At 56.1% G+C, this 19,877-nt stretch carries 12 protein-coding genes and 3 tRNA genes; 8 read left to right on the forward strand and 7 right to left on the reverse strand.

All coding sequences use genetic code 11. The features are described from left to right. Positions 1–75: 75 nt before the first annotated feature. From ACYVHC_RS02950 to ACYVHC_RS02960, 3 genes are all read left to right on the forward strand, one after another. Positions 76–765: an SIR2 family NAD-dependent protein deacylase gene (locus ACYVHC_RS02950; protein WP_460612172.1), complete on the forward strand. Its 690-nt coding sequence runs from the start codon at positions 76–78 to the stop codon at positions 763–765. 169 nt (positions 766–934) lie between these two features. Next, positions 935–4,663: a BamA/TamA family outer membrane protein gene (locus ACYVHC_RS02955; protein ID WP_460612174.1), complete on the forward strand. Its 3,729-nt coding sequence runs from the start codon at positions 935–937 to the stop codon at positions 4,661–4,663. Between the two features lie 138 nt (positions 4,664–4,801). Continuing rightward, the gene (locus tag ACYVHC_RS02960) at positions 4,802–5,794 is read left to right on the forward strand and encodes a Ppx/GppA phosphatase family protein (RefSeq protein WP_460612175.1); all 993 of its coding nucleotides are present in this window, start codon (positions 4,802–4,804) and stop codon (positions 5,792–5,794) included. Positions 5,795–5,916: 122 nt separating this feature from the next. On the opposite strand, the gene ppk1 is transcribed toward ACYVHC_RS02960, so the two are convergent. The 7 genes from ppk1 to ACYVHC_RS02995 all read right to left on the reverse strand — a co-directional run bounded on the left by ppk1 (position 5,917) and on the right by ACYVHC_RS02995 (position 12,886). After that, positions 5,917–8,196, reverse strand: coding sequence for a polyphosphate kinase (ppk1, locus tag ACYVHC_RS02965; protein WP_460612176.1), 2,280 nt, complete (start codon positions 8,194–8,196; stop codon positions 5,917–5,919). Positions 8,197–8,248: 52 nt separating this feature from the next. Beyond that, positions 8,249–8,638 carry a RidA family protein gene (locus ACYVHC_RS02970; protein WP_460612177.1) on the reverse strand — a complete coding sequence of 130 codons (390 nt, stop codon included), beginning with the start codon at positions 8,636–8,638 and terminating at the stop codon, positions 8,249–8,251. A 60-nt stretch (positions 8,639–8,698) separates the two neighbouring features. After that, entirely contained in the window at positions 8,699–10,687 is a 1,989-nt protein-coding gene (gene gyrB, locus ACYVHC_RS02975; RefSeq protein ID WP_460612178.1) for a DNA topoisomerase subunit B, read from the reverse strand. A gap of 158 nt (positions 10,688–10,845) precedes the next feature. Then, entirely contained in the window at positions 10,846–12,195 is a 1,350-nt protein-coding gene (locus ACYVHC_RS02980; protein WP_460612179.1) for a T9SS type A sorting domain-containing protein, read from the reverse strand. Positions 12,196–12,535: 340 nt separating this feature from the next. Beyond that, a tRNA-Arg gene (locus ACYVHC_RS02985) sits at positions 12,536–12,609 on the reverse strand. A 48-nt stretch (positions 12,610–12,657) separates the two neighbouring features. Next, a tRNA-Pro gene (locus tag ACYVHC_RS02990) sits at positions 12,658–12,734 on the reverse strand. A gap of 64 nt (positions 12,735–12,798) precedes the next feature. Next, positions 12,799–12,886, reverse strand: a tRNA-Ser gene (locus ACYVHC_RS02995). 274 nt (positions 12,887–13,160) lie between these two features. On the opposite strand from ACYVHC_RS02995, the gene ACYVHC_RS03000 reads away from it, so the two are divergent. The 5 genes from ACYVHC_RS03000 (at position 13,161) to ACYVHC_RS03020 (ending at position 19,850) form a co-directional block, all read left to right on the forward strand. Further along, positions 13,161–14,066 carry a VWA domain-containing protein gene (locus ACYVHC_RS03000; RefSeq protein WP_460612180.1) on the forward strand — a complete coding sequence of 302 codons (906 nt, stop codon included), beginning with the start codon at positions 13,161–13,163 and terminating at the stop codon, positions 14,064–14,066. Then, on the forward strand, positions 14,063–15,034 hold the full coding sequence (locus ACYVHC_RS03005; protein ID WP_460612181.1) for a hypothetical protein: 972 nt from the start codon (positions 14,063–14,065) through the stop codon (positions 15,032–15,034). The genes ACYVHC_RS03000 and ACYVHC_RS03005 overlap by 4 nt, the downstream gene beginning before the upstream one ends. A 148-nt stretch (positions 15,035–15,182) precedes the next feature. Continuing rightward, positions 15,183–16,364: an acetyl-CoA C-acyltransferase gene (locus ACYVHC_RS03010; protein ID WP_460612182.1), complete on the forward strand. Its 1,182-nt coding sequence runs from the start codon at positions 15,183–15,185 to the stop codon at positions 16,362–16,364. A gap of 157 nt (positions 16,365–16,521) precedes the next feature. Continuing rightward, positions 16,522–17,988, forward strand: a complete 1,467-nt coding sequence (locus tag ACYVHC_RS03015) for a toxin-antitoxin system YwqK family antitoxin (RefSeq protein WP_460612183.1) — start codon at positions 16,522–16,524, stop codon at positions 17,986–17,988. A gap of 233 nt (positions 17,989–18,221) precedes the next feature. Continuing rightward, positions 18,222–19,850, forward strand: coding sequence for an SBBP repeat-containing protein (locus ACYVHC_RS03020; RefSeq protein ID WP_460612184.1), 1,629 nt, complete (start codon positions 18,222–18,224; stop codon positions 19,848–19,850). Positions 19,851–19,877 lie beyond the last annotated feature (27 nt).

A 19,877-nucleotide genomic window follows, 5' to 3' on the forward strand; every position in this document is an offset into this window, starting at 1 on the left:
ACCCTAGCCCTTCGTGAAACAAAAACCCTCGGGGCCCAAGTATCGTCCTGTCAACTTGAACTTCACTAGGCAGCTATGAAACGAAAACTGGTAGCCCTGACCGGGGCCGGAATTTCAGCAGAAAGCGGGTTGGCTACGTTTCGAGGCTCTGATGGGCTTTGGGAAGGGCACCGCATAGAAGACGTAGCCACTCCGGAAGGATGGGCCAAAAATCCGGGCTTAGTGCTGGAGTTTTACAACCAGCGCCGCGCTGCCGCCCGAGCCGCTCAGCCCAATGCCGGACACTTGGCTTTGGCTCACTTGGAGGACGAATTCGAGGTAGTAATTATAACGCAAAATGTAGATGACCTGCATGAGCGCGCCGGCTCAACAAGGGTACTGCACTTACACGGCAAACTCTTCGAATCCCGCAGCTCCTATTTCGACCAGTTGATTTATCCGATGGAAACCGACCGGATTGACCTGGGCGAGCACTGCGAAAAAGGTCATCAGCTCCGGCCCAATATTGTGTGGTTTGGCGAGGCCGTTCCGCTGATGGAGCAGGCCATTGAAGAAGCCGCTAGGGCCGATGTATTTCTGGTGGTGGGTACTTCCCTGCAGGTATATCCGGCGGCGGGCCTAGTAAATTACGTACATCCCGCTACCCCTATTTATATCATTGACCCCAGTCGGCCGCCGGTAACGTCTCGGCCTAACCTGCTCTTCATTTCCGAGCCGGCTACCACAGGCGTTCCGAAAGTAGCCACCACCTTACGACGCACATAAGGCAGACCTGCAACGGTGATGAGGCCGTTTGGGTGGTCTGCTTACTAGGCTGACGGAGCGGTGAAACTGAGGCTGTCAGTAAGCTCTACGGTGCCGGTTTCAGAAATTAAAGCCGGATTAAATCTGAAAGCAAGCTTATCCGTAGAACAAGCTCTACTACTCCCCTCCTATGCCTCTACGCTACCCGCATACCCTGCTGACCAGCCTAGCCTTAACAGCCTCTCTTACGGCTGCAGCCCAGGTAACGGCGCCGGCCCACACCGTATTTCTGCTTGGCAACACCGCCACTTCTACCCTCTCTCCTGCCCGGTTACAGACCCTGCGCGAGACCCTGGTCCGCCAGACAACTCCGTTCACGGTAGTTCATTTGGGCGACATTGCTGGCAATGAAGGCCTAGGCAGCCCCAAAGACTCAACCCAAACCAGCCAGACGGCGCGCATTGATGCCCTACTTGCGCTAGTGCAGAATCTGCCCAACGGCAAACTCTACTTTGTGCCCGGTGATAAAGATTGGGCTAACTCCGGCCCCGATGGGTTGAAGCGCGTACGTCGCCTAGAAAAGTATATTGAGGAAAAGCTGCCCGGCCAGAATGCCTTCGTACCAACCGGCGGCTGCCCCGGCCCCGAAATTATAGATGTCGCGCCCCTGGTGCGCCTGGTAGCCATTAACACCCCCTGGTGGACGCACCCCTTTGACCGGCCCGAAGCTCCCGATACCGACTGCAAAACCCTGACTCAAGAGGAGTTTCGGGAACAGCTGCAGGATGTGCTCGATGATACCAAAGGCCGCAATGTGCTGCTGATTGGTCATCAGCCTGTACTCAGCAACGGCGTGTATGGTGGCCGCATGCCGCTGAGTCGGCACTTGCTGCCGCCAGTGGCAGGTACGCTCTATGCTGCTTACCGCCAAAATGTAGGCTCGCCGCGCGACATGGCCTACCCCGCCTATCAGCAGTTCCAGAAAGAGATACTCAATACGCTGAAAGAACACCCTGGTGCGGTGTATGCGGCCGCCCATGATTTCAGCCTGCAGCTAACGAAGGCCGAGGGCAGCTACCATCTGGTGTCGGGGTCCTTTGCTGAGAAACAGCACGTCGGGACTAACCACAATTCCCAGTTCAATGCATCAGCCGAAGGCTTTTCCCAACTTGAGTATTACGAGGACGGCACGGTAAAAACCACCTTTTATACGTTCACAGGCGAAGGAACTACGGCGCGCGAAGCCTACTCAGCCACGCTGTTCCAGTCGGCGTGCCAGCAGCCCCGGCTGTCGAATGTGCCAGTGAACAGCTTTATCCCGGAGTGCCCTTCGGCGCCGAAAGGTGTCGCGGCCACCAAACCCGACGCCCCCTTTCAGCCTACGCAAACGCTAGCAGCGGGCAAACAATACGCCGGCACCGGCTCTTCCCGCTTCTGGCTTGGTGACCTCTATCGTACTTCCTGGACGCAGCCCGTGCAGGTTCAGACCCTGAACCTAGCTAGTGAAAAAGGCGGCCTGCGCCCGTTTGGCCGCGGGGGTGGGCGCCAGACAACTTCGCTTAAACTAATTGCGGCCGACTCCTCAGAATATGTTTTTCGCTCGGTGGACAAAGACGTGACGCGCATTCTGCCCCCGGAACTGCGCAACTCTTTTGCGGCCGATGTCCTGCGTGATATTACCCCTACTGCTCATCCGTATTCGGCCCTAGTAACTGGTTCCCTGCTCGATAAGACGGATATTTTGCACGCGCGGCCGCGCCTGTTTGTGCTGCCCGATAACAATCAGCTAGGGCCTTACCGCGCCGAATATGCCGGCCTGTTGGGCACATTGGAAGACCGCCCCGTTGACCCCAAGCCCAACCTGCCGGGCTTTGGCGGCGCCGATGACGTACGCCGCTCGTTCAGCTTTTTCCGCCAGCTCTACAAAGACAATGACAACCGTATTGATGCCGTAGCCCTGGGCCGCGCCCGTGCCTTCGATATGCTGGTGGCCGATTTTGGCAAGCACGAAGACAACTGGAAATGGGCTGGCTACAAACAAGGCAAACAAACGGTGTACAAGCCCATTCCCCGCGACCGGGACCAGTCGTTCACGAAATGGAACGGCGTGCTGACGTACCTGGCCAACCGCGAGTGGGCCGTGCCCAGCATTGAGGATTTCCAGGGCGAGTTCCATGATATGAAAAGCCTAAACTGGCCGGCCCGCCACCTCGACCGGTTTCTGCTGCAGAGCCTGAGCCGCGAGCAATGGCAGGACATAGCCCGTTACATGCAGGAGCGCATCACGCCCGCCGCCATTGATGAAGCAACGGCTACCCTCCCGCCCGAGCTAAAGCCCCTTTCTACCGACGAGCTCAACCGCAAGCTCAAAGCCCGCGCCCAGCAGTTACCAAAGGCGCTGGATACCTACTACCTGTTGCTGGCAAAGCGCGTGGATGTAGTAGGCTCTAACAAAGCCGAAGTATTCCGGGTAGAGCGCCAGCCCGATGGCCAGGTGCGGGTGCAGATGTTCGATAAAGCCAAAGAAGGCAACGAGCCGGCAGGCGACGCACTTTTCGACCGCACCTTCAAGCCCCAAGAAACCCAGGAAATCAGCCTGTACGGCTTGGATGGTAAGGATGTGTTTACTGTAACTGGCTCTGCCCGCCAGAGCGTGCTGGTTAGGATTGTGGGTGGCAAGGGCAAGGACCAGATTACGGATGACTCCCAGGTAAGCGGCCTTCGCACGCTCACGAAGGTGTACGATGTGCCAGACACCGACTTGAAGCTAGGCTCCGAAAGCGACAACCGAACCTCCACGCGGCCCGACGTAAACCGCTACGACCGGGAGGCGTTTGAGTACAATAGCTACAAGCCCCGCTCAACTGTAATTGTGAATGCCAACGATGGTATTGGAGTGGGTGCCGGTGCCGATTTTGTGCGCCAGGGCTTCCGCAAACCTGGTTTTAAAAACTTGTATTCCTTCGACATTCGCGGATCAAGCGGCGGCAACTTTCAGGTTTCGTTGGCTACGCGCCACCGCTACGCCTTCAAGAAGTGGGATGTGGGCGCCCGCACTGAGTACGGCAATTTCTTTCCGTTCTACAACTTCTTCGGCCTAGGCAACGACACGCAAAAAGACCAAGACCTTTACGACGATAAATTCTACAAGGCACGCTACAAAGGCTTCACACTGAATGCATTTACGGAGCGCCAGTTCTGGCAGCGCAGCCTGTTCCGCATTGGCCCCAGCTACGAGCAATATACTGCCAGCTATGCCGGTAGCAGCTACCTGGGTCAGCTGGAACGCGGCCAACTGCCCGTGCCAGACGACCGCATCCCCAACGTTGATTTTCAACGTCTGATTGGAGTGAACGCCCTGTTGGATGTAGACTTGCGCGACCGGCAGAACTTTGCCCGCCGTGGCGTGCGCCTTCTCGTGCAGCACGACACATATCATCAGCTAAATGGCAACAAGGGCAACTTCGGCCTCACGCAGGGCTTCGCGGAATACTACGGCACGGCGCGGCTTGGCATTCCCATGACCCTGGTAGTGAAGGGCGGTGGCGGCCGCAACTACGGCAACGACGATGACATTCCGTTCTACAAGTTCACTAGCCTGGGCCAGCGCGAAAACCTGCGCGGCTACTACCGCACGCGCTTCACCGGCGACGCCAGCCTGTACCTGAATACGGAGCTGCGCCTAGCCCTCGGTCGCGTTCAAACCTCTTTTTTGCCTTTCTCCTACGGCGTGTTTGGCTTCTATGATAAAGGCCGTGTGTACTATAAGGGCTCCTCGCCGGATGGCTGGCACGATGGGTATGGCGCGGGCTTCTACATCGCGCCAGTGTCCGATCAGCTGGCCCTGTCGGTATCGTACCAGAAGTCCCCGGAAAATGGCCTGATTCAGTTCGGGCTAGGTTTTCGGATTGATAATTAGCAAGTTGCCGACGTCTTGCTAGGTAGCAGTTTGCTGTAAAGCCAAATCAAACTTCTGCTTACTATCCCAACCAGGTGGCCTACCTGACCTGAACGGCTATATTTACGTCGTCATCCTTCCGTTACACTTCATTACTGCATGGACTACCCGCTCCTGAAACTGGCCGCCATTGATATCGGATCCAACGCTGTAAGGTGCCAGATTTCGGCAGTACTCCACTACGGCGACCGGTACCGGCTGAAGCGAGTGGAGTATGTGCGCTACCCCTTGCGGCTCGGTGAAGATGTATTTGCCTCGGGCCGTATTTCGCCCAAAAAGCAAGACAAGTTCATTAAGTTTCTGCACGCTCTGAAACTGCTGATGGAAGTGCACGACGTAGCGCCTAACCACTATCTGGTATGCGCCACCTCCGCCATGCGCACCGCCGAAAACGGCCCCGAAGTAGCCGCCCGCATTCGTGCGGAGTTAGGCATCGACATCCGCATTATCGACGGTCAGGACGAGGCAGCGTACATTAACCGCGTCATTGAGAACCTGCTCGAAGACAAAAAGCACTACCTGCACATTGATGTGGGCGGGGGCAGCACCGAGTTCAACATCTACCACAACCGGCGCAAAGTCGCGTCGCAGTCGTTTGAGGTGGGCAGCATCCGGCGCATGCAGCAGGAAGAAGCCGGCCTCAGCACCGAGGCCATGCGCGAAACCTGGCAGCGCATGGAAGAGTGGGTAACCGAGAATGGCCGCCGCTACCATGTATCGCGCGCCATTGGCACTGGCGGCAATATCAACAAGCTCTACAGCCTGGCCCAGCCCCAGCTCGATAAGCCTGTAACCCGCAAGCGCATCGCCACCATACTCGAGCAGCTCACTAGCATGACGATGGATGAGCGCGTGAATGTGGCGTTGCTGAACCCCGACCGCGCCGATGTGATTGTGCCAGCCGGCCACATTTATCTGTCGGCCATGGAATGGGCGAAAATCCAGGAGATGATTGTGCCGGATATTGGCCTAAAGGATGGCATGCTGCAAACGCTATTCGAAGAGCACTTCGACGAAATCCGCGCCTCCGACGATCACACGCCCGGTTGCCCGAAACCAGCCATGCAAAGCCGCCCCACGGAAGTAGAATAAGCGCCCGGCCTTTTACTAGGCTTGCTATACACCCAAACCGCCCATCTTCTGAATGCCCTGTAGGCGCAGAAGATGGGCGGTTTTATATGTAAAAAGTACTAGGTGCCGCAGGGCCGCAAACCTTACTCCAAGGCCGCTTCCGCGTCGGGCTCCTGCTCCAGGGTAGTGGCGGCTACTATTTCGTTTGGCGCCATTACTTCCTCACCAGCGGGGTCAGACGGTTGGCTGTTGTCCTCGGCCGACGATGTGCGAATGGTTGAGCAGGACAGCCACTCATCGAACAGCTGCGTTTCGGCTACCTGCGCGAAGCTCTTGCGGTAGAACTCCTTGTGCACGTTGAATATCGGCTCGTCAGGCGCGGGCTGGCGCCGGATGTACGCGCCGTCTTCGCGCATCACGTAGGTATTCTGGTTGTCTTTCAGGTTGAAATACAGAATATTGATGGCCTCCAGGGCCAGCTGCGGATTCGCAATCAGGAACAGCGCCTCAATACGCCGGTCGAAGGAACGCACCATCAGGTCAGCGGAGCCAGCATATACTTTCGGGTGTCCGGCCTGATGGAAATAGAACATACGCGCGTGCTCCAGATAGTCGCCCACGATGCTGCGCACCTCAATGTTTTCACTGAGTCCTACGCGGCCCGGTCGCAGGCAGCAGATGCCCCGCACAATAAACCGTATCGGCACACCGGCCTTACTAGCCTTGTAGAACTCGTCAATCATCTCCTTGTCTTCCAAGGAGTTCATCTTCATTACAATCCCGCTGGGCAGGCCTTTTTTAGCGTTGCGCACCTCCTCCCGAATCAGGGAAATCAGCTGCTGGCGCATGTCTTTGGGCGCCGTAATCAGGTATTCATAATCATCGGGCTGCGAGTGGCCCGTGATTACGTTAAAGAACTCGGACACGTCGTGGCCATATACGTCGTTGGTAGTCAGCAGGCTTACGTCGGTGTAGATGCGGGAAGTCTGCTCGTTGTAGTTACCGGAGCCGATGTGCACGTAGCGCGTCACCTTCTCGCCTTCCTTCCGGATGATCATCATCATCTTGGTGTGCGTCTTGTATTTGCTCACCCCATAAATGACGAAGCAGCCCGCTTTTTCCAGCTTGGCGCCCTCCCGAATATTCCTTTCCTCATCAAAACGGGCCTTCACCTCAAACAGTACCGACACGTGCTTGCCGTTTTCGGCCGCTTTTAGTAGCGCCGCCGTCACGCGCGAATCGTCGGCAAGGCGGTAAATGGTTTGCTTGATGCCTAGTACGTGCGGGTCCTCGGCAGCTTGCTCCAGCAGGCGCACCACGGGGTCGATGTTGTTGTAGGGGTGATGCAGCAGTACATCGTGCGTTTTGAGGTAGTCGAAGAGGTTGTCCTCGGCTCCTTCTGGCAGGCTTAGCGGCGTTATGGCAGCTGGCTGGCGGAAACCCTTTCCCCGAAAGTTGGGGTGCTTCAGGATTTGTAACAGGCCCTTCATATCAATCAGCGAGTTGATAACGAAGACGTTGCCATTGTCAATATTCCACCGCTCCCGCAGCACCTGCATCAGCAATCCAGAGGCATTCGGCTCCACCTCCAGGCGTACCACGCGGCCTTTCTTGCGCGTTTTGAGCCCTAGCTGGATTTCCTTGATAAAGTCTACGTCAATGTCGTCCGACTCTTCCAGCGTGAAGTCGCCGTTGCGGGTAATCCGGAACAAGTTAGCCGACAGAATCTCGACGTTGCGAAACAGTTTGGGCAGGTTAGCTCGCACAATTTCCTCAATCGGCACGAAGATGACTTTGTCTTTGCGCGTCAGCTCAAAGAAGCGCGAAAGGTTTTGCGGAATCTGCACGAAGGTGAGCCGGTCTTGGCCGCGCTCGGCTTCGCTGCTGCCATCAAGCCCGCCACCGGCCAGCGTCACGACCCCGAAGATGAGCATCTGGTTCATCATCAGCGGGAAGCCATGGTACGAGTCGTAGACCATGGGCGTGAGCAGCGGGAAGATGGTGTTCTTGAAGTAGCCATCGGCCTTTTTCAGCTCCAGCTCCGTCAGCTCCTCCATCTTGAGCACATTGAAGCCATTCTTTTCAAACAGCGGCTTCAGCTCATTGAGGTACGTTAACGACTGGTCGTTGATGAAGCGGTGGGCAAAATCCAGCAGCTTCCGCCGAAACGGCATTTCCCGCAGCCCCGAGTAATCGACGCGCTCCTTACCGTAATCAATATAGTTATACAGCGAGCCAACCCGAATCATAAAAAACTCATCGAGGTTGCTGCTGGTAATGGCCATGAAGCGCAGCCGATCGAAGAGCGAGCGGCCAGCGTCGCGGGCTTGGTCGAGCACGCGGTAGTTAAAGCGCAGCCAGCTCAGGTCGCGGCTGATGTACTTGCTTTTGCGAATGAGGTCGGCGGACTTGAATAATTTCATGCTAAGGAAGAAAGACCGGACAAAATACGAGCAAACGGCCGTACAAGTATGGTTAATCCGGAATAATAGCGGTTGCTTCTATCTCAACCAGAAGACTAGGGCTGATCAGGGCCTTAACTGCCAGCATCGTAGCAGCCGGCCGAATGCTGCCAAACACTTCACCATGAGCTTTTCCCACGGCTTCCCAGTCGGCCATATTCGTCAGGTAAATACGTGTACGCACCACCTGCTCCAACGACGCACCTGCGGCCTGCAGTGCCTCCCCTATTTTTACTAGGGTACGTTTGGCCTGCAAGTAGGCATCTGGGCCACCGGTTACTATTGCACCATCTTGCGCCGTGGTACCGGCTACCTCTACCAGGTTGCCCACGCGCACTGCCCGCGAGTAGCCTACAATTGCCTCCCAAGGGGCGCCCGAAGAAATCAATTGTCGCTGGCTCATATTGGAAAAGTTAGGCACAAAAAAAGGCCCGCTTTGCAGCGGGCCTTTTCGAAAAGTCAATTACACGTCGAGTTTCGCGTATTTGGCGTTTTTCTCAATAAAGTCGCGGCGAGGCGCTACCTCATCCCCCATGAGCATGGAGAACAAGTGGTCAGCCTCGGCAGCCGATTCAACAGTTACCTGCTTCAACGAACGGGTAGAGGGCTGCATGGTGGTAGACCAGAGCTGCTCGGCGTTCATCTCGCCTAGGCCTTTGTAGCGCTGCACGTTCACGGTTTCGGGCTTGCCGCGGCCTAGGTCTTCCTGGGCCTGCATCCGCTCGTCCTCGGTCCAGCAGTAGCGCTCTTCTTTGCCGCGCTTCACCAAGTAAAGTGGTGGCAGGGCAATGTAGATATAGCCGCGGTCTACTAGCTCCCGCATGTAGCGGAAGAAGAAGGTCAGGATCAAGGTCCGGATGTGCGAGCCGTCGATGTCGGCGTCGGTCATGATGATGACCTTGTGGTAGCGCAGCTTAGCCGTGTTCAGGGCTTTGGCGTCGGCCTCAATTCCCTTCTCTAGGTCAGCTTGCACCCCAAAGCTCACGCCCAGAGCCGTAATCATGTTCCGGATTTCTTCGTTTTCCAGAATGCGGTGCTCCTGGGCTTTCTCCACGTTCAGGATTTTACCCCGCAGCGGCAAAATAGCCTGGAAGGCGCGGTTGCGGCCCTGCTTGGCAGTTCCACCGGCCGAGTCACCTTCTACCAGGTAGATTTCGCAGATTTCCGGATCCGATTCCGAGCAGTCGGCCAGCTTACCAGGCAGCGAGGTAGAACCCAGCACCGATTTGCGTTGCACCATCTCGCGGGCCTTGCGGGCTGCAATCCGGGCCTTAGCGGCCAGAATCACTTTCTCCACGATGATGCCGGCTTCCTTGGGGTTTTCCTCCAGGTACTGGCTCAGGATTTCGCCCACTACAGTGTTTACCGCACCGCTTACCTCGTTGTTGCCCAACTTGGTTTTGGTCTGGCCCTCAAACTGCGGCTCCTGCACTTTCACGGAAATAACGGCCGTGAGGCCTTCCCGGAAGTCTTCGCCTGAAATCTCCACTTTCGCCTTTTCCAGCTTTCCCGATTTGTCGGCATAGGCCTTCAGGGTACGGGTCAGGGCTGAGCGAAAGCCGGCTACGTGCGTGCCGCCCTCGTGGGTGTTGATGTTATTAACGTAGGAGAAGATGTTTTCCTGGTACGAGTCGTTGTACTGCAGGGCTACTTCTACCGGGGTGCTGCCTTTTTCACTGATTACGTGAATAGGAGCCGGCATGAGCGCATGGCGCTCCGAGCCGTCGAGGTACTGCACGAATTCGGCTAGGCCGCCCGTAGAGTAAAACTCTTCACCCAGGAACTCGGCTCCGTTTTCGCCGGGTTCGCGGCGGTCAGTGAGCGTAATCCGGATGCCACGGTTCAGGTACGCCAGTTCGCGCAGGCGCGAAGCAATGGTAGCGTACTTGTACACTGACTCCGTGAAGATGGTGGAGTCAGGCAGGAATTCAACCTGGGTACCATGTTCCTCGGTCTCTCCAATTTCGCGCACAGGATACTGGGGAGCACCAATTTTGTACTCCTGCTCGTACATCTTGCCGTTGCGGCGTACGGTCACTTTCAGGTCTTGGCTGAGTGCGTTCACGCAGCTCACACCTACCCCGTGCAAACCGCCCGACACCTTGTAGCTGTCCTTGTCGAACTTGCCACCGGCGTGCAGTACCGTCATTACCACTTCCAGAGCCGAGCGGCCTTCTTTCTGGTGGAAATCAACGGGGATACCACGGCCGTTGTCGCGGACGGTGATGGAATTATTTTCGTTAATGGTTACGTGGATCGTGTCGCAATGACCGGCCAGGGCTTCGTCGATGGAGTTATCAACTACCTCCCACACGAGGTGGTGCAAGCCTTTGATACCGGTGTCCCCGATGTACATCGAGGGGCGTTTGCGCACGGCTTCGAGCCCTTCGAGTACCTGAATGCTATTGGCGGAGTACTCGGCGGGGGCTTTTTTCTCTTTAGTTTCGCTCATGTTGCGGTTGGTTCAGCGCTTAGTGCGTAAGTAGGCAAAGATACCGAAAATATTCGGTTTTTGCCAGCAATAAGGCCGATTTGACCAGTAACTCCCACATAAAAAAAGCCGCCGGTACCTAAGTAGCGGCGGCTTCTGAAATCTGCTCAAAACAGCTCTTACAACACCTGGGCCCGCAGGTGGCTCACCCCTGCTTTCGACTCCAGCTTCACCTCATATATCCCGGCTTTCTGCTGCCCCAAATTGAGGTTGGTCTGCTTAAGCTGGCTAGCGTTCAGCTGCTGCCGTATTACCTGCCGTCCTAGTGCATCTGTTACGGTCAGCACGGCCTCGCCTTGATGCGCCGCGCTGGGCCACTGCAGCTCAAACCGGCCGTCGGCACTCGGGTTAGGCACCAAGGTGGCACCGGCAACCAGCGTAGCCGTGCGGTTAGGCAGTACCGTGCTCACCAGTTTATTGACTCCGTCGCCGTAGCCGTTGTCAGGATTAAGTGTACCGCTCCAAACCGCAGTAGGACCTGCCGCATCTACAAACAGGTGCAGCGTGTTGCTTTCAATGTTTAGCCAGGTCTGGCCATTATCCCGGCTGTAAGAAGAGCCAATATCTCCTGTCGACTCAAGGGCTCCTACGGACAGATAGTTGCCAGTACCCGGCACGCTAGTAAGCCCGAATCCACGCAATGGCCCGGAATAAGTTTTGGAGGCCCAGGTAACGCCACCATCAGAAGTACCGAACAGTTTGTGTTTGGTACCACTTGTGTCGCTGACGAGGGCTAGTCCGTTCTGCGCATCCCGAAACGCCAGATTCTCGATGGGGTCCGGAGCCACATCACGCGTTACGCTCCATGTCACGCCCTTATCGGTTGAGCGAAAGATGTCGCCCTCGTCATTGGCTATCCAAATAGAGTTGCCAAACACCGCCGGCGGATATAGTGTGCCAAACTCTCCTTCCGTCCCAATAGGCACATTTTGGGAACGAGTCCAAGTTGTGCCACCGTCTGAGGTATAGTAGATTTCCATCCCTCCGCCATTCAGACCATCCGGGTCACCTAGCACTACCCCATCATTGGCATTAAAGAAGTGAATGGTATTAGCATAGCTGTACTCGCCGATAAAAAGCTTATCCGTCTGCACAGTCCAAGTAGAGCCACCATTGGTGGTTTTCAGGATTCGTCCCGGACCAATGCTTATTGGTAAGGTTACTACCCAGGCGGTAGTAGCACTCACGGCCGACAAGCTCTGAATAATTTCCGTTTGCGGGTCAACTCCAGTTACCGGAAATACCGTCCAGTTTTGTCCACCATCGAATGTTTTGGCAACTTCATTTGCCGATGCACGGCTTAAAAACCTATTAGACAAGGCCCAGGCCGTGTTATTGTCAATCGCATCGGTGTACAGCGCCACATTGCTATCTACTGAGAACGAAAAACGCTGCTTAACCCATTGCGCCTTGACGTTGCCCGCCATTAGCAGGCTGCCGGCAAAAAAAAGTAGTAAGGTTTTCTTCATGGGAAGTAGAGGTATGAGAAAAGCTGAACGCATTCAACGCTGAAAAATCTGGCGTGATGCGCCACTACAGCTGCTGCCAGAACCGACCTGTCAGCAATTTGCTATTTTCTCAAATGTACTACCTCCCTTTTACAATAAATAGAGCCTAGAGTGCAAGAATTAACGCAAGCAAACCACTGGAAAAAGCGGCATTTCAATCATAACTTTTCCCTTGCAGTTAAGGAAAGCCTGCTTTTTCATTTCAACTAAGCAGAGCGCGGAATACTAAACACCACAAGTGTTAAGCAAAGGCAACAAAAAAAGCCACTTAACTCTAAAGTTAAGTGGCTAATTAGCACCGTGGCCCCGATTGGATTCGAACCAATGACCGGCTGCTTAGAAGGCAGCTGCTCTATCCAACTGAGCTACGGGGTCAAAAACAAATAGCCGCCCGCCCCAGAGGTGGGCTGACGGCTATTGTGTTGGTCGGGGTGGCAGGATTCGAACCTGCGGCCTCCTGCTCCCAAAGCAGGCGCGATACCGGGCTACGCTACACCCCGAAAAAATTGAAGTTTGAAAGGCGTAGACTAGACTATCGGCAATCAAAAAACAATATGCACAAAGCGGAGAGGGGGGGATTCGAACCCCCGGTAGCCTTTAGAGCTACGGCAGTTTAGCAAACTACTGGTTTCAGCCACTCACCCACCTCTCCAGGTGGAATGCCTTTCCGGTTAAAAGGTGTGCAAATATACAAGCAGAATGGACAAACAAACGTTTTTCAAAAAAAATATCTTCCATCTTGCCGATCCAAAGTGAGGCTTACACTTCGTTTTGGAAGCAAATTTGACTTAGTACAGACTACTGTTTTTAAGACTTTATCTTGTGAGGAATAAGTGGTTACCGTGGTGCTAAACTGGGCTTACACACCGGGCATCCCCGAGGGGGTGGCGGCTGTATTTTTTTTTCTATTGTACCTCGGTTATGCCTTGCGTACCCGCCGACTTGCGGCTCCGTTGGGTCAACGCGGCTGGCGGTTAGGCTGGAAACTGGGATTGCGGCTGCTGTATTTTGGGTTACTAGGCGTAGCTATTCTGGGGCCCGCCTATGGGCTTACCCAACGCCCAGTGCGTACTGCCGGCAAAGATGTATGGCTGCTGGTAGACCTTTCCCGCTCGATGGATGCTCCGGATGTGGCGCCGTCGCGCCTGCAGAAGGTAAAGGCCGAACTCGCCAACCTTACCAGCCGCTTCCAAGCTGATAGGCTGGGGCTGATTGTGTTTGCCGGCGAAGCCTACGTGCAATGCCCCCTCACTTACGACCAAGCAGCCCTACAGCTTTTTCTGACGACGTTGCAGACTTCTCTGGTTCCCGCGGGCGGCACGGACTTAGTTCCGCCGCTTGAACTGGTCCTGACCCGCTTACAGGCCCTCACTCCTGCTGCCGCTCCAGCAGTGCCCACGCGCGCTACGGCGGTAGTATTGGTAACCGATGGTGAAGACTTTGGCGAAAACCTGGAGCCCACGGTGCGGGTACTGGCTCGCTCGGGAGCGCGGGTGTTTACTTTAGGGGTCGGAACAACAGAAGGAAGCCGGATTCCGCAAACCGGGGGGCGAGGCTACATGCGCGACCCTAGGGGCCGCGAAGCCGTAAGCCGCCTCAACCCTACCCCCCTGCGCCGGTTGGCCGAGCAGACGGGCGGGCAGTATTTTGAACTCACTGACCAACGCAACGAGTTTCCGTTACTGCTGAATGCCCTGAACCGCTTAGAAGGCCAGGCCGAGCAGGTTCGTACTGTTTCGGTGGCGGATAACCGCTACCGTTATCCTTTAGTAGTAGCGCTGGTGCTTATGCTACTGGATGTCCTGATAACTGTAAAAGTGATTCGTCCGTGAAAAACCTAGTACTAGGAGGAATTTTACTGCTAAGCACCTGGGGTGGCCTCACGCGCATTCATGACCGCAATGAAGCCGTGCAACAAGGCGCCCAAGCGTTTGCTCGGAAAGATTATACAACCGCTGCTGCGGCCTATAAGAAAGCGGCCATTACACTTGGCGCCAAAGAGGACGCCGTGTGGCTGAACCTGGCGCACGCCACGGCTCAAACGGGCCGCACAGCCGAAGCCCAGAGCTACTATAGCCGCTTATCAACCAGTAAATCGGCTTTTATCCGGAGTGTGGCGTTGCAGCAGTTGGCTAGCCTAGCGGCGGGCCGCAAGGACTTTGTACAGGCATTGAGTTTACTACGCCAGGCGTTGTTGGCGAATCCGACTAACTCCGATGCCCGCCAGAACTACGAGCTGCTGCGTGACTACCTAGCCCGCCAAGCCAAGCAGCCCCAGCTGCCACCGCCTCCGCCCGGCACTGATGGCGGACCGCAGCAACAGGAGCAGCAGACAGCGGCTTCGCGGGCCGGAGCTGATCAGAAGGGCCAGCTTGATGACCCCACGCAACCTCAGAACCCGCGCAACGCGTCGTTGGCGGAGCCTGATGCCACTGGGCAGCGCAACCCGCGTCAGCCGTCTTCTGCCGCGGGTTCATCAGCAAATGGTAGCTTCCGGCCGGGAGCCGGTGAGCAACGCAGTGTAGCACAAGGCCAAGAGCCAGGCTCGGTGCGGGGGCTAAGCCAGCAGGAAACAGGTGAGGAAGCAACTGGTGGCACCAGTCGGCGCGGAGGCACCGAGGCTGCCAGCAATGCCGAGGCCAACATGCAGACCCAACGAGCACGACTACAGCAAATGAACATCAGTACCGGCCAGGCCCGCCAAATTTTGGACGCGCTGCAAGCCACCGAGCGCCAATATTTGCAGCAGCTGCCGCGCAAAGCAACCAAGCCCAAGGAAAAAGATATGCCCGGCTGGTAGTAGCCGTGAGGCGCGTAGCTTTCCACTACCCCTCTCCCGGGCTTAAAGTGCCTAAGAGGTGCCCGCAAAATTGAGGGTACGTTTCGGGCATGTCTGGACTAACGGCTACCTTTGAACCTGAATTCAACCAATCCCACCCACTCGTTTTATGCAAATCAAAGAAGTAGTAATCGTGGCCGCGGTCCGGACGCCCATCGGCTCTTTCGGGGGCAGCTTGTCTACGCTGTCGGCAACGGAGCTAGGTGCCATTGCCCTGAAGGGTGCTCTGGAAAAAGCCGGCGTTGATGCCAGCGAAGTGCAGCAGGTAATTATGGGCAATGTTATTTCGGCTAACCTTGGTCAGGCTCCGGCCCGTCAGGCAGCCAAAAAAGCAGGTTTGCCCGATACTGTGGAATGCACCACGGTAAACAAAGTGTGTGCTTCGGGCACGAAAGCCATTATGTTCGGCGCCCAGGCTATTATGCTGGGCCAGGCCGATGTGATTCTGGCTGGTGGCATGGAAAGCATGTCGAATGTGCCGTACTACCTCGATAAAGCTCGTTTCGGCGCTAAATATGGCCACGGCCAGATGATTGACGGCCTCGTGCGCGACGGCCTGTGGGACCCCTACCACGACTACGCCATGGGCAACGCTGCCGATGCTACGGCTGCGCATTACGGCATCACCCGCGAGGAGCAGGATGCCTTTGCCCAGCAGAGCTACGAGCGCAGTGCTGCGGCTGCGAAAGCCGGCAAGAAGAAGGATGAAATCATTCCCGTAACGGTAACGGTACGCGGCAAGAGCACGGTGGTAGAAGACGACGAGGAGTACACCAAAGCCGACTTCGCTAAGTTTGCCAACCTCAAGCCAGCTTTCACCAAAGAAGGCTCGGTAACGGCGGCCAACGCCTCTACCCTCAATGACGGCGCTGCTGCTGTGCTGCTAATGAGCCGTGAAAAAGCTGAGCAGTTGGGCGTGAAGCCCCTGGCACTGATTCGTGGTTTTGCCGATGCCGAACAGGCACCGGAGTGGTTCACTACTACGCCAGCCCTAGCCATTCCGAAAGCGCTGAAAAATGCCGGCGTTGAGGCGTCGGAGGTTGATTTCTACGAAATCAACGAGGCGTTTTCGGTGGTGTCACTGGCTAACAACAAGCTGCTGAACCTGGAAGGCACAAAGGTTAACGTGTATGGCGGTGCCGTATCGTTGGGCCACCCCCTAGGTGCTTCCGGTGCCCGAATCGTGACCACGCTGCTGAACGTGCTGCAGACAGAAGGCGGCAAAATTGGCGTGACGGGTATTTGCAATGGCGGCGGTGGCGCTAGCAGCCTCGTGCTAGAAAAGCTCTAAGCCTCGCGTACTAGGTCTCTCTTTTTTAGAAAAGCCCCGTTGCAGTTTTGCGGCGGGGCTTTTTCGTGCGCGGCAGTGGGCACGAAGGTTGTAAGCATGCTACGCCGGCCTACGTTGCAGTCTGCACTATCTCCGCTAATCTTTCGTTCTTGCCGCTATGAAACGTTTTCTTTGGTTGCTCCCACTGGGGCTACTAGCTGCTTCCTCGGCCCAAGCCCAAAAGCTGCGCCGCCTTACTACCTACTTCGACTCGACTAACACGCACAAACGGGAAATTTTCTCGGCCCTGGTGGCCGCCGATACCGTAATGCAAGGCCCGTACAAGCGATTTTACTATTCGGGCAAGCTAGAAGCCCAAACGCGCTATTCCGATGGTAAGCGCGACTCGGCGTACGTTGAGTTTCATCCGAACGGAGGCCGCCGGCTGGAAGTAACTTACCAGCAGGGCGTGCGTCAGGGGCCGTTCAAAACGTATTATGACTCGGGCAAACTGGCGCAGGAAGGCACTTACGAAAACGACCAGCCCACCGGCACCTTGCGCTATTACCACCCGAGCGGCGAAGTAAAGCTGGAAACCACCCTGAACAATGGGCAGCCCGCTGGCGCCATCCGCGAGCTATATCCATCGGGCAAGATCAAAGCGGAAATTACGTATCAGAATGGCCAGGCAAATGGGCCGGCCAAAACGTATTTTGAAAACGGCCAACTTCAGAGCGAAGGCCTGTATAGCAAAGGCCTGCTGGCTGGCCCCTACAAAACCTATTACGACAACGGCCAAGTAGAAACCGACGTGCAGGCCGATAAAACAGGCCGAGGTAGCTACCGCAGCTACTACCGCTCCGGCAAGCTCCGCACTGAAGGCACCTACGCTCCTGCTACCTTGGTGGGCCGCGCCGTGAAGAACCCGCTCGGCGACGACCTGACCAAGCAAGCCAAAAACCTAGCGGGCGGCACCAGCAACCTCGATGGGCCGGCAAAATCGTATTATGAAAGCGGGGCGGTGAAAAGCACCCAAACCTACCGGCAGGGCGTGCTGGTGGGCACTCAGCAAGACTTTTACGAATCAGGGAAGGTGCAGCAGAAGATAGAGTACGCCAACCAAGGCCGCGACCGGAAAATTACGAGCTACTTTGAGGATGGTTTGCCCAAAGAGGAACAGCAGTACAAAAATGGGCAGCCAAGCGGCGTGTGGCGCACCTTCCACCCGGGCGGCAAGCAAGTGCAGAAGCAAGAAACGTACGTGAACGGCAAAATAACGGGCGAGCAGCTCACCTACTACCCTACCGGCACAGTACAAAGTAAGCTGGTGTACGAAGCAGGCAAACCTACCGGCCTAGGACAGGAGTACTACTCCTCCGGCAAGCTCAAAGCAGAAACAACGTACGTGAAGGGCCTGAAGACTGGTGCCTTCCGTCAGTTGCGGGAAGATGGCACCACTGAGGTTTCAGGGGCCTTTCGAAATGGCAAGGAAACCGGCGTGTGGAGGTATTTTGGGGCCGATGGCACAACGGTGCGCGAAAAGAAAACCTTCCGCAACGGGCAGCAGGTAGCTGAAGGCACCTCCGCTCCCGCCACTAAACCAGCACCAGCGCGCAAACCGGTTGCTCCTGCCAAAAAGAAGTAATCCGGTTGCCTAACTGCTCTGACCTAGCCAATCCTACTGTCGAGCAGGCATTATATTTGTAATCATATATAGCAGCGCCTGAGGCGCTAGCTACCCAATACTATCTTCCTGATTTACTGGAATAAGAGTAATTAGTAAGCCTAGCGAATTCAGCGTGTATTATACTTTCACTCTTTCTTAGGCAGGTTATGTCGCAACCTCTACGTATCGTTTTTATTTTTCTAGGAGTTTTTTTGCTGCTGTCAAAAGTTGTGGTTGCACAGGTTCCGGCTTTTGCCTGGGCTTCGGGCGGTGAAAAACCGAAAGACTACAGCCAACAGGCACAAGCGCGCGGCGTGGCTACCGATGCGGCCGGCAACTCCTATGTGGTGGGCACTTTCCGGCAAACCCTGACCCTAGGCGCTACTACCCTCACCTCTGTCGGCGACTACGATGTTTTCGTGGCAAAGCTCAATGCTGAGGGAGTATATCAATGGGCCGTGCGGGCAGGTGGCCGCGGCGAGGATATCGGCAATGGCATTACGCTAGATGCGGCCGGCCACCTCTACATCACGGGCAACACGGACAGTTGGCAAGGCGATTTTGGCGCCTATGCTATTCAAAACCCGCACTTCAACATCAACCTGTTTGTGGCCAAGCTGGATGCCAACGGCCAGTGGCTGCAACTGGCTCAAACCCTGGGCGACAACTCCAATAACTTTGTCTACGGCAACGACCTAGTAGTGGATGCCGCCGGCAATGTGTATGTAACAGGTGGCCTGCGCGGTTATCATGTTGAGTTTGGCTCTACTACCGTTTTTAATGAAGGCGCCTACAACGTGTTTGTGGCCAAATTGGCCCCTAGTGGCGAGTGGCTATGGGCAGTGGTGGAAGGCGGCCAGGGTAGCTACGACTTCGGCAATGGTATCGACCTCGATGCCCGCGGCAATGTGTACGTAACCGGAAGTTTAGAAGGCTACTATGGCCGATTTGGAACTACCATCCTCCGCAAAACCGGTGAGTGGAGCAGCATGTTCTTGACGAAGCTGGACCCGGCCGGCAACTGGCTATGGGCTGTACTAGGTGGTGGCACAGCCCGAACCCTGGGCAACGACCTTGTAGTGGATAAGGCCGCGAGCAGCGTGTATGTGGTGGGCAACGTAGCGGGACAGCTCGCTGCCTTCGGTGCTACGAATCTTCCCAAACCCGACCGCAACAACGACGTTGTGGTAGCCAAGCTCACTACGAATGGTGCCTGGCAGTGGGCGGTGCGCGGCGGCGGACCGGAGAATGACTTAGGCATGGGCATCGCGCTGGGGCAAGCGGGCAACGTAACCATCACGGGCTCCTTTAGCGGCGCTAGGGTTCCTTTTGGAAACTTGCCGGTACTGACTTCCGTGGGCAAGTCGGACGTGCTGGTAGCGCAGCTTGATGCGGCCGGTTCGTGGCGCTGGGCACTTGGGGGCGGAGGCAATAAAAAGGGCGAAAACACGGGGTTAGGCATCGCCCTGACTCCCCAAGGTGACGCCCTGGTTGCCGGCACCTTCAAAGGGCCGGCCATTCGCCTGGGAGAAACGGAAGTACCCGGCGGAGCTGCCTATTATGACTACTTCGCTGACCGCTTTTTCGCTACCCGTGTTACCAACCTCCAGGACCGCTCTGCTGCCGAGTTTACCGTATGGCCCAACCCCAGCCGCGGCACCGTGTGGGCAGCTGGCCTAGAGCCGAATCAGCCTGTACAGGTGTTTGACACCATGGGCCGCCTTGTAATCAGCGACGCCCGCCCAGCCTATGATATAGAAGGCCTGCAACTACCCAACCTGAAGCCCGGAGTATACCTGGTGCGGAATGGCAAGCAGATGCGCCGTATAACCCTGGAGTAGCTTTTCAGTCCTGCTTTACTAGCCCCA

Source organism: Hymenobacter seoulensis (assembly GCF_054780535.1).

Coding starts and splice junctions, on each gene's coding strand:
- ACYVHC_RS02950 (WP_460612172.1), top strand. CDS start 76: ATGAAACGAAAACTGGTAGCCCTGACCGGGGCCGGAATTTCAGCAGAA.
- ACYVHC_RS02955 (WP_460612174.1), top strand. CDS start 935: ATGCCTCTACGCTACCCGCATACCCTGCTGACCAGCCTAGCCTTAACA.
- ACYVHC_RS02960 (WP_460612175.1), top strand. CDS start 4,802: ATGGACTACCCGCTCCTGAAACTGGCCGCCATTGATATCGGATCCAAC.
- ppk1 (WP_460612176.1), bottom strand. CDS start 8,196: ATGAAATTATTCAAGTCCGCCGACCTCATTCGCAAAAGCAAGTACATC.
- ACYVHC_RS02970 (WP_460612177.1), bottom strand. CDS start 8,638: ATGAGCCAGCGACAATTGATTTCTTCGGGCGCCCCTTGGGAGGCAATT.
- gyrB (WP_460612178.1), bottom strand. CDS start 10,687: ATGAGCGAAACTAAAGAGAAAAAAGCCCCCGCCGAGTACTCCGCCAAT.
- ACYVHC_RS02980 (WP_460612179.1), bottom strand. CDS start 12,195: ATGAAGAAAACCTTACTACTTTTTTTTGCCGGCAGCCTGCTAATGGCG.
- ACYVHC_RS03010 (WP_460612182.1), top strand. CDS start 15,183: ATGCAAATCAAAGAAGTAGTAATCGTGGCCGCGGTCCGGACGCCCATC.
- ACYVHC_RS03015 (WP_460612183.1), top strand. CDS start 16,522: ATGAAACGTTTTCTTTGGTTGCTCCCACTGGGGCTACTAGCTGCTTCC.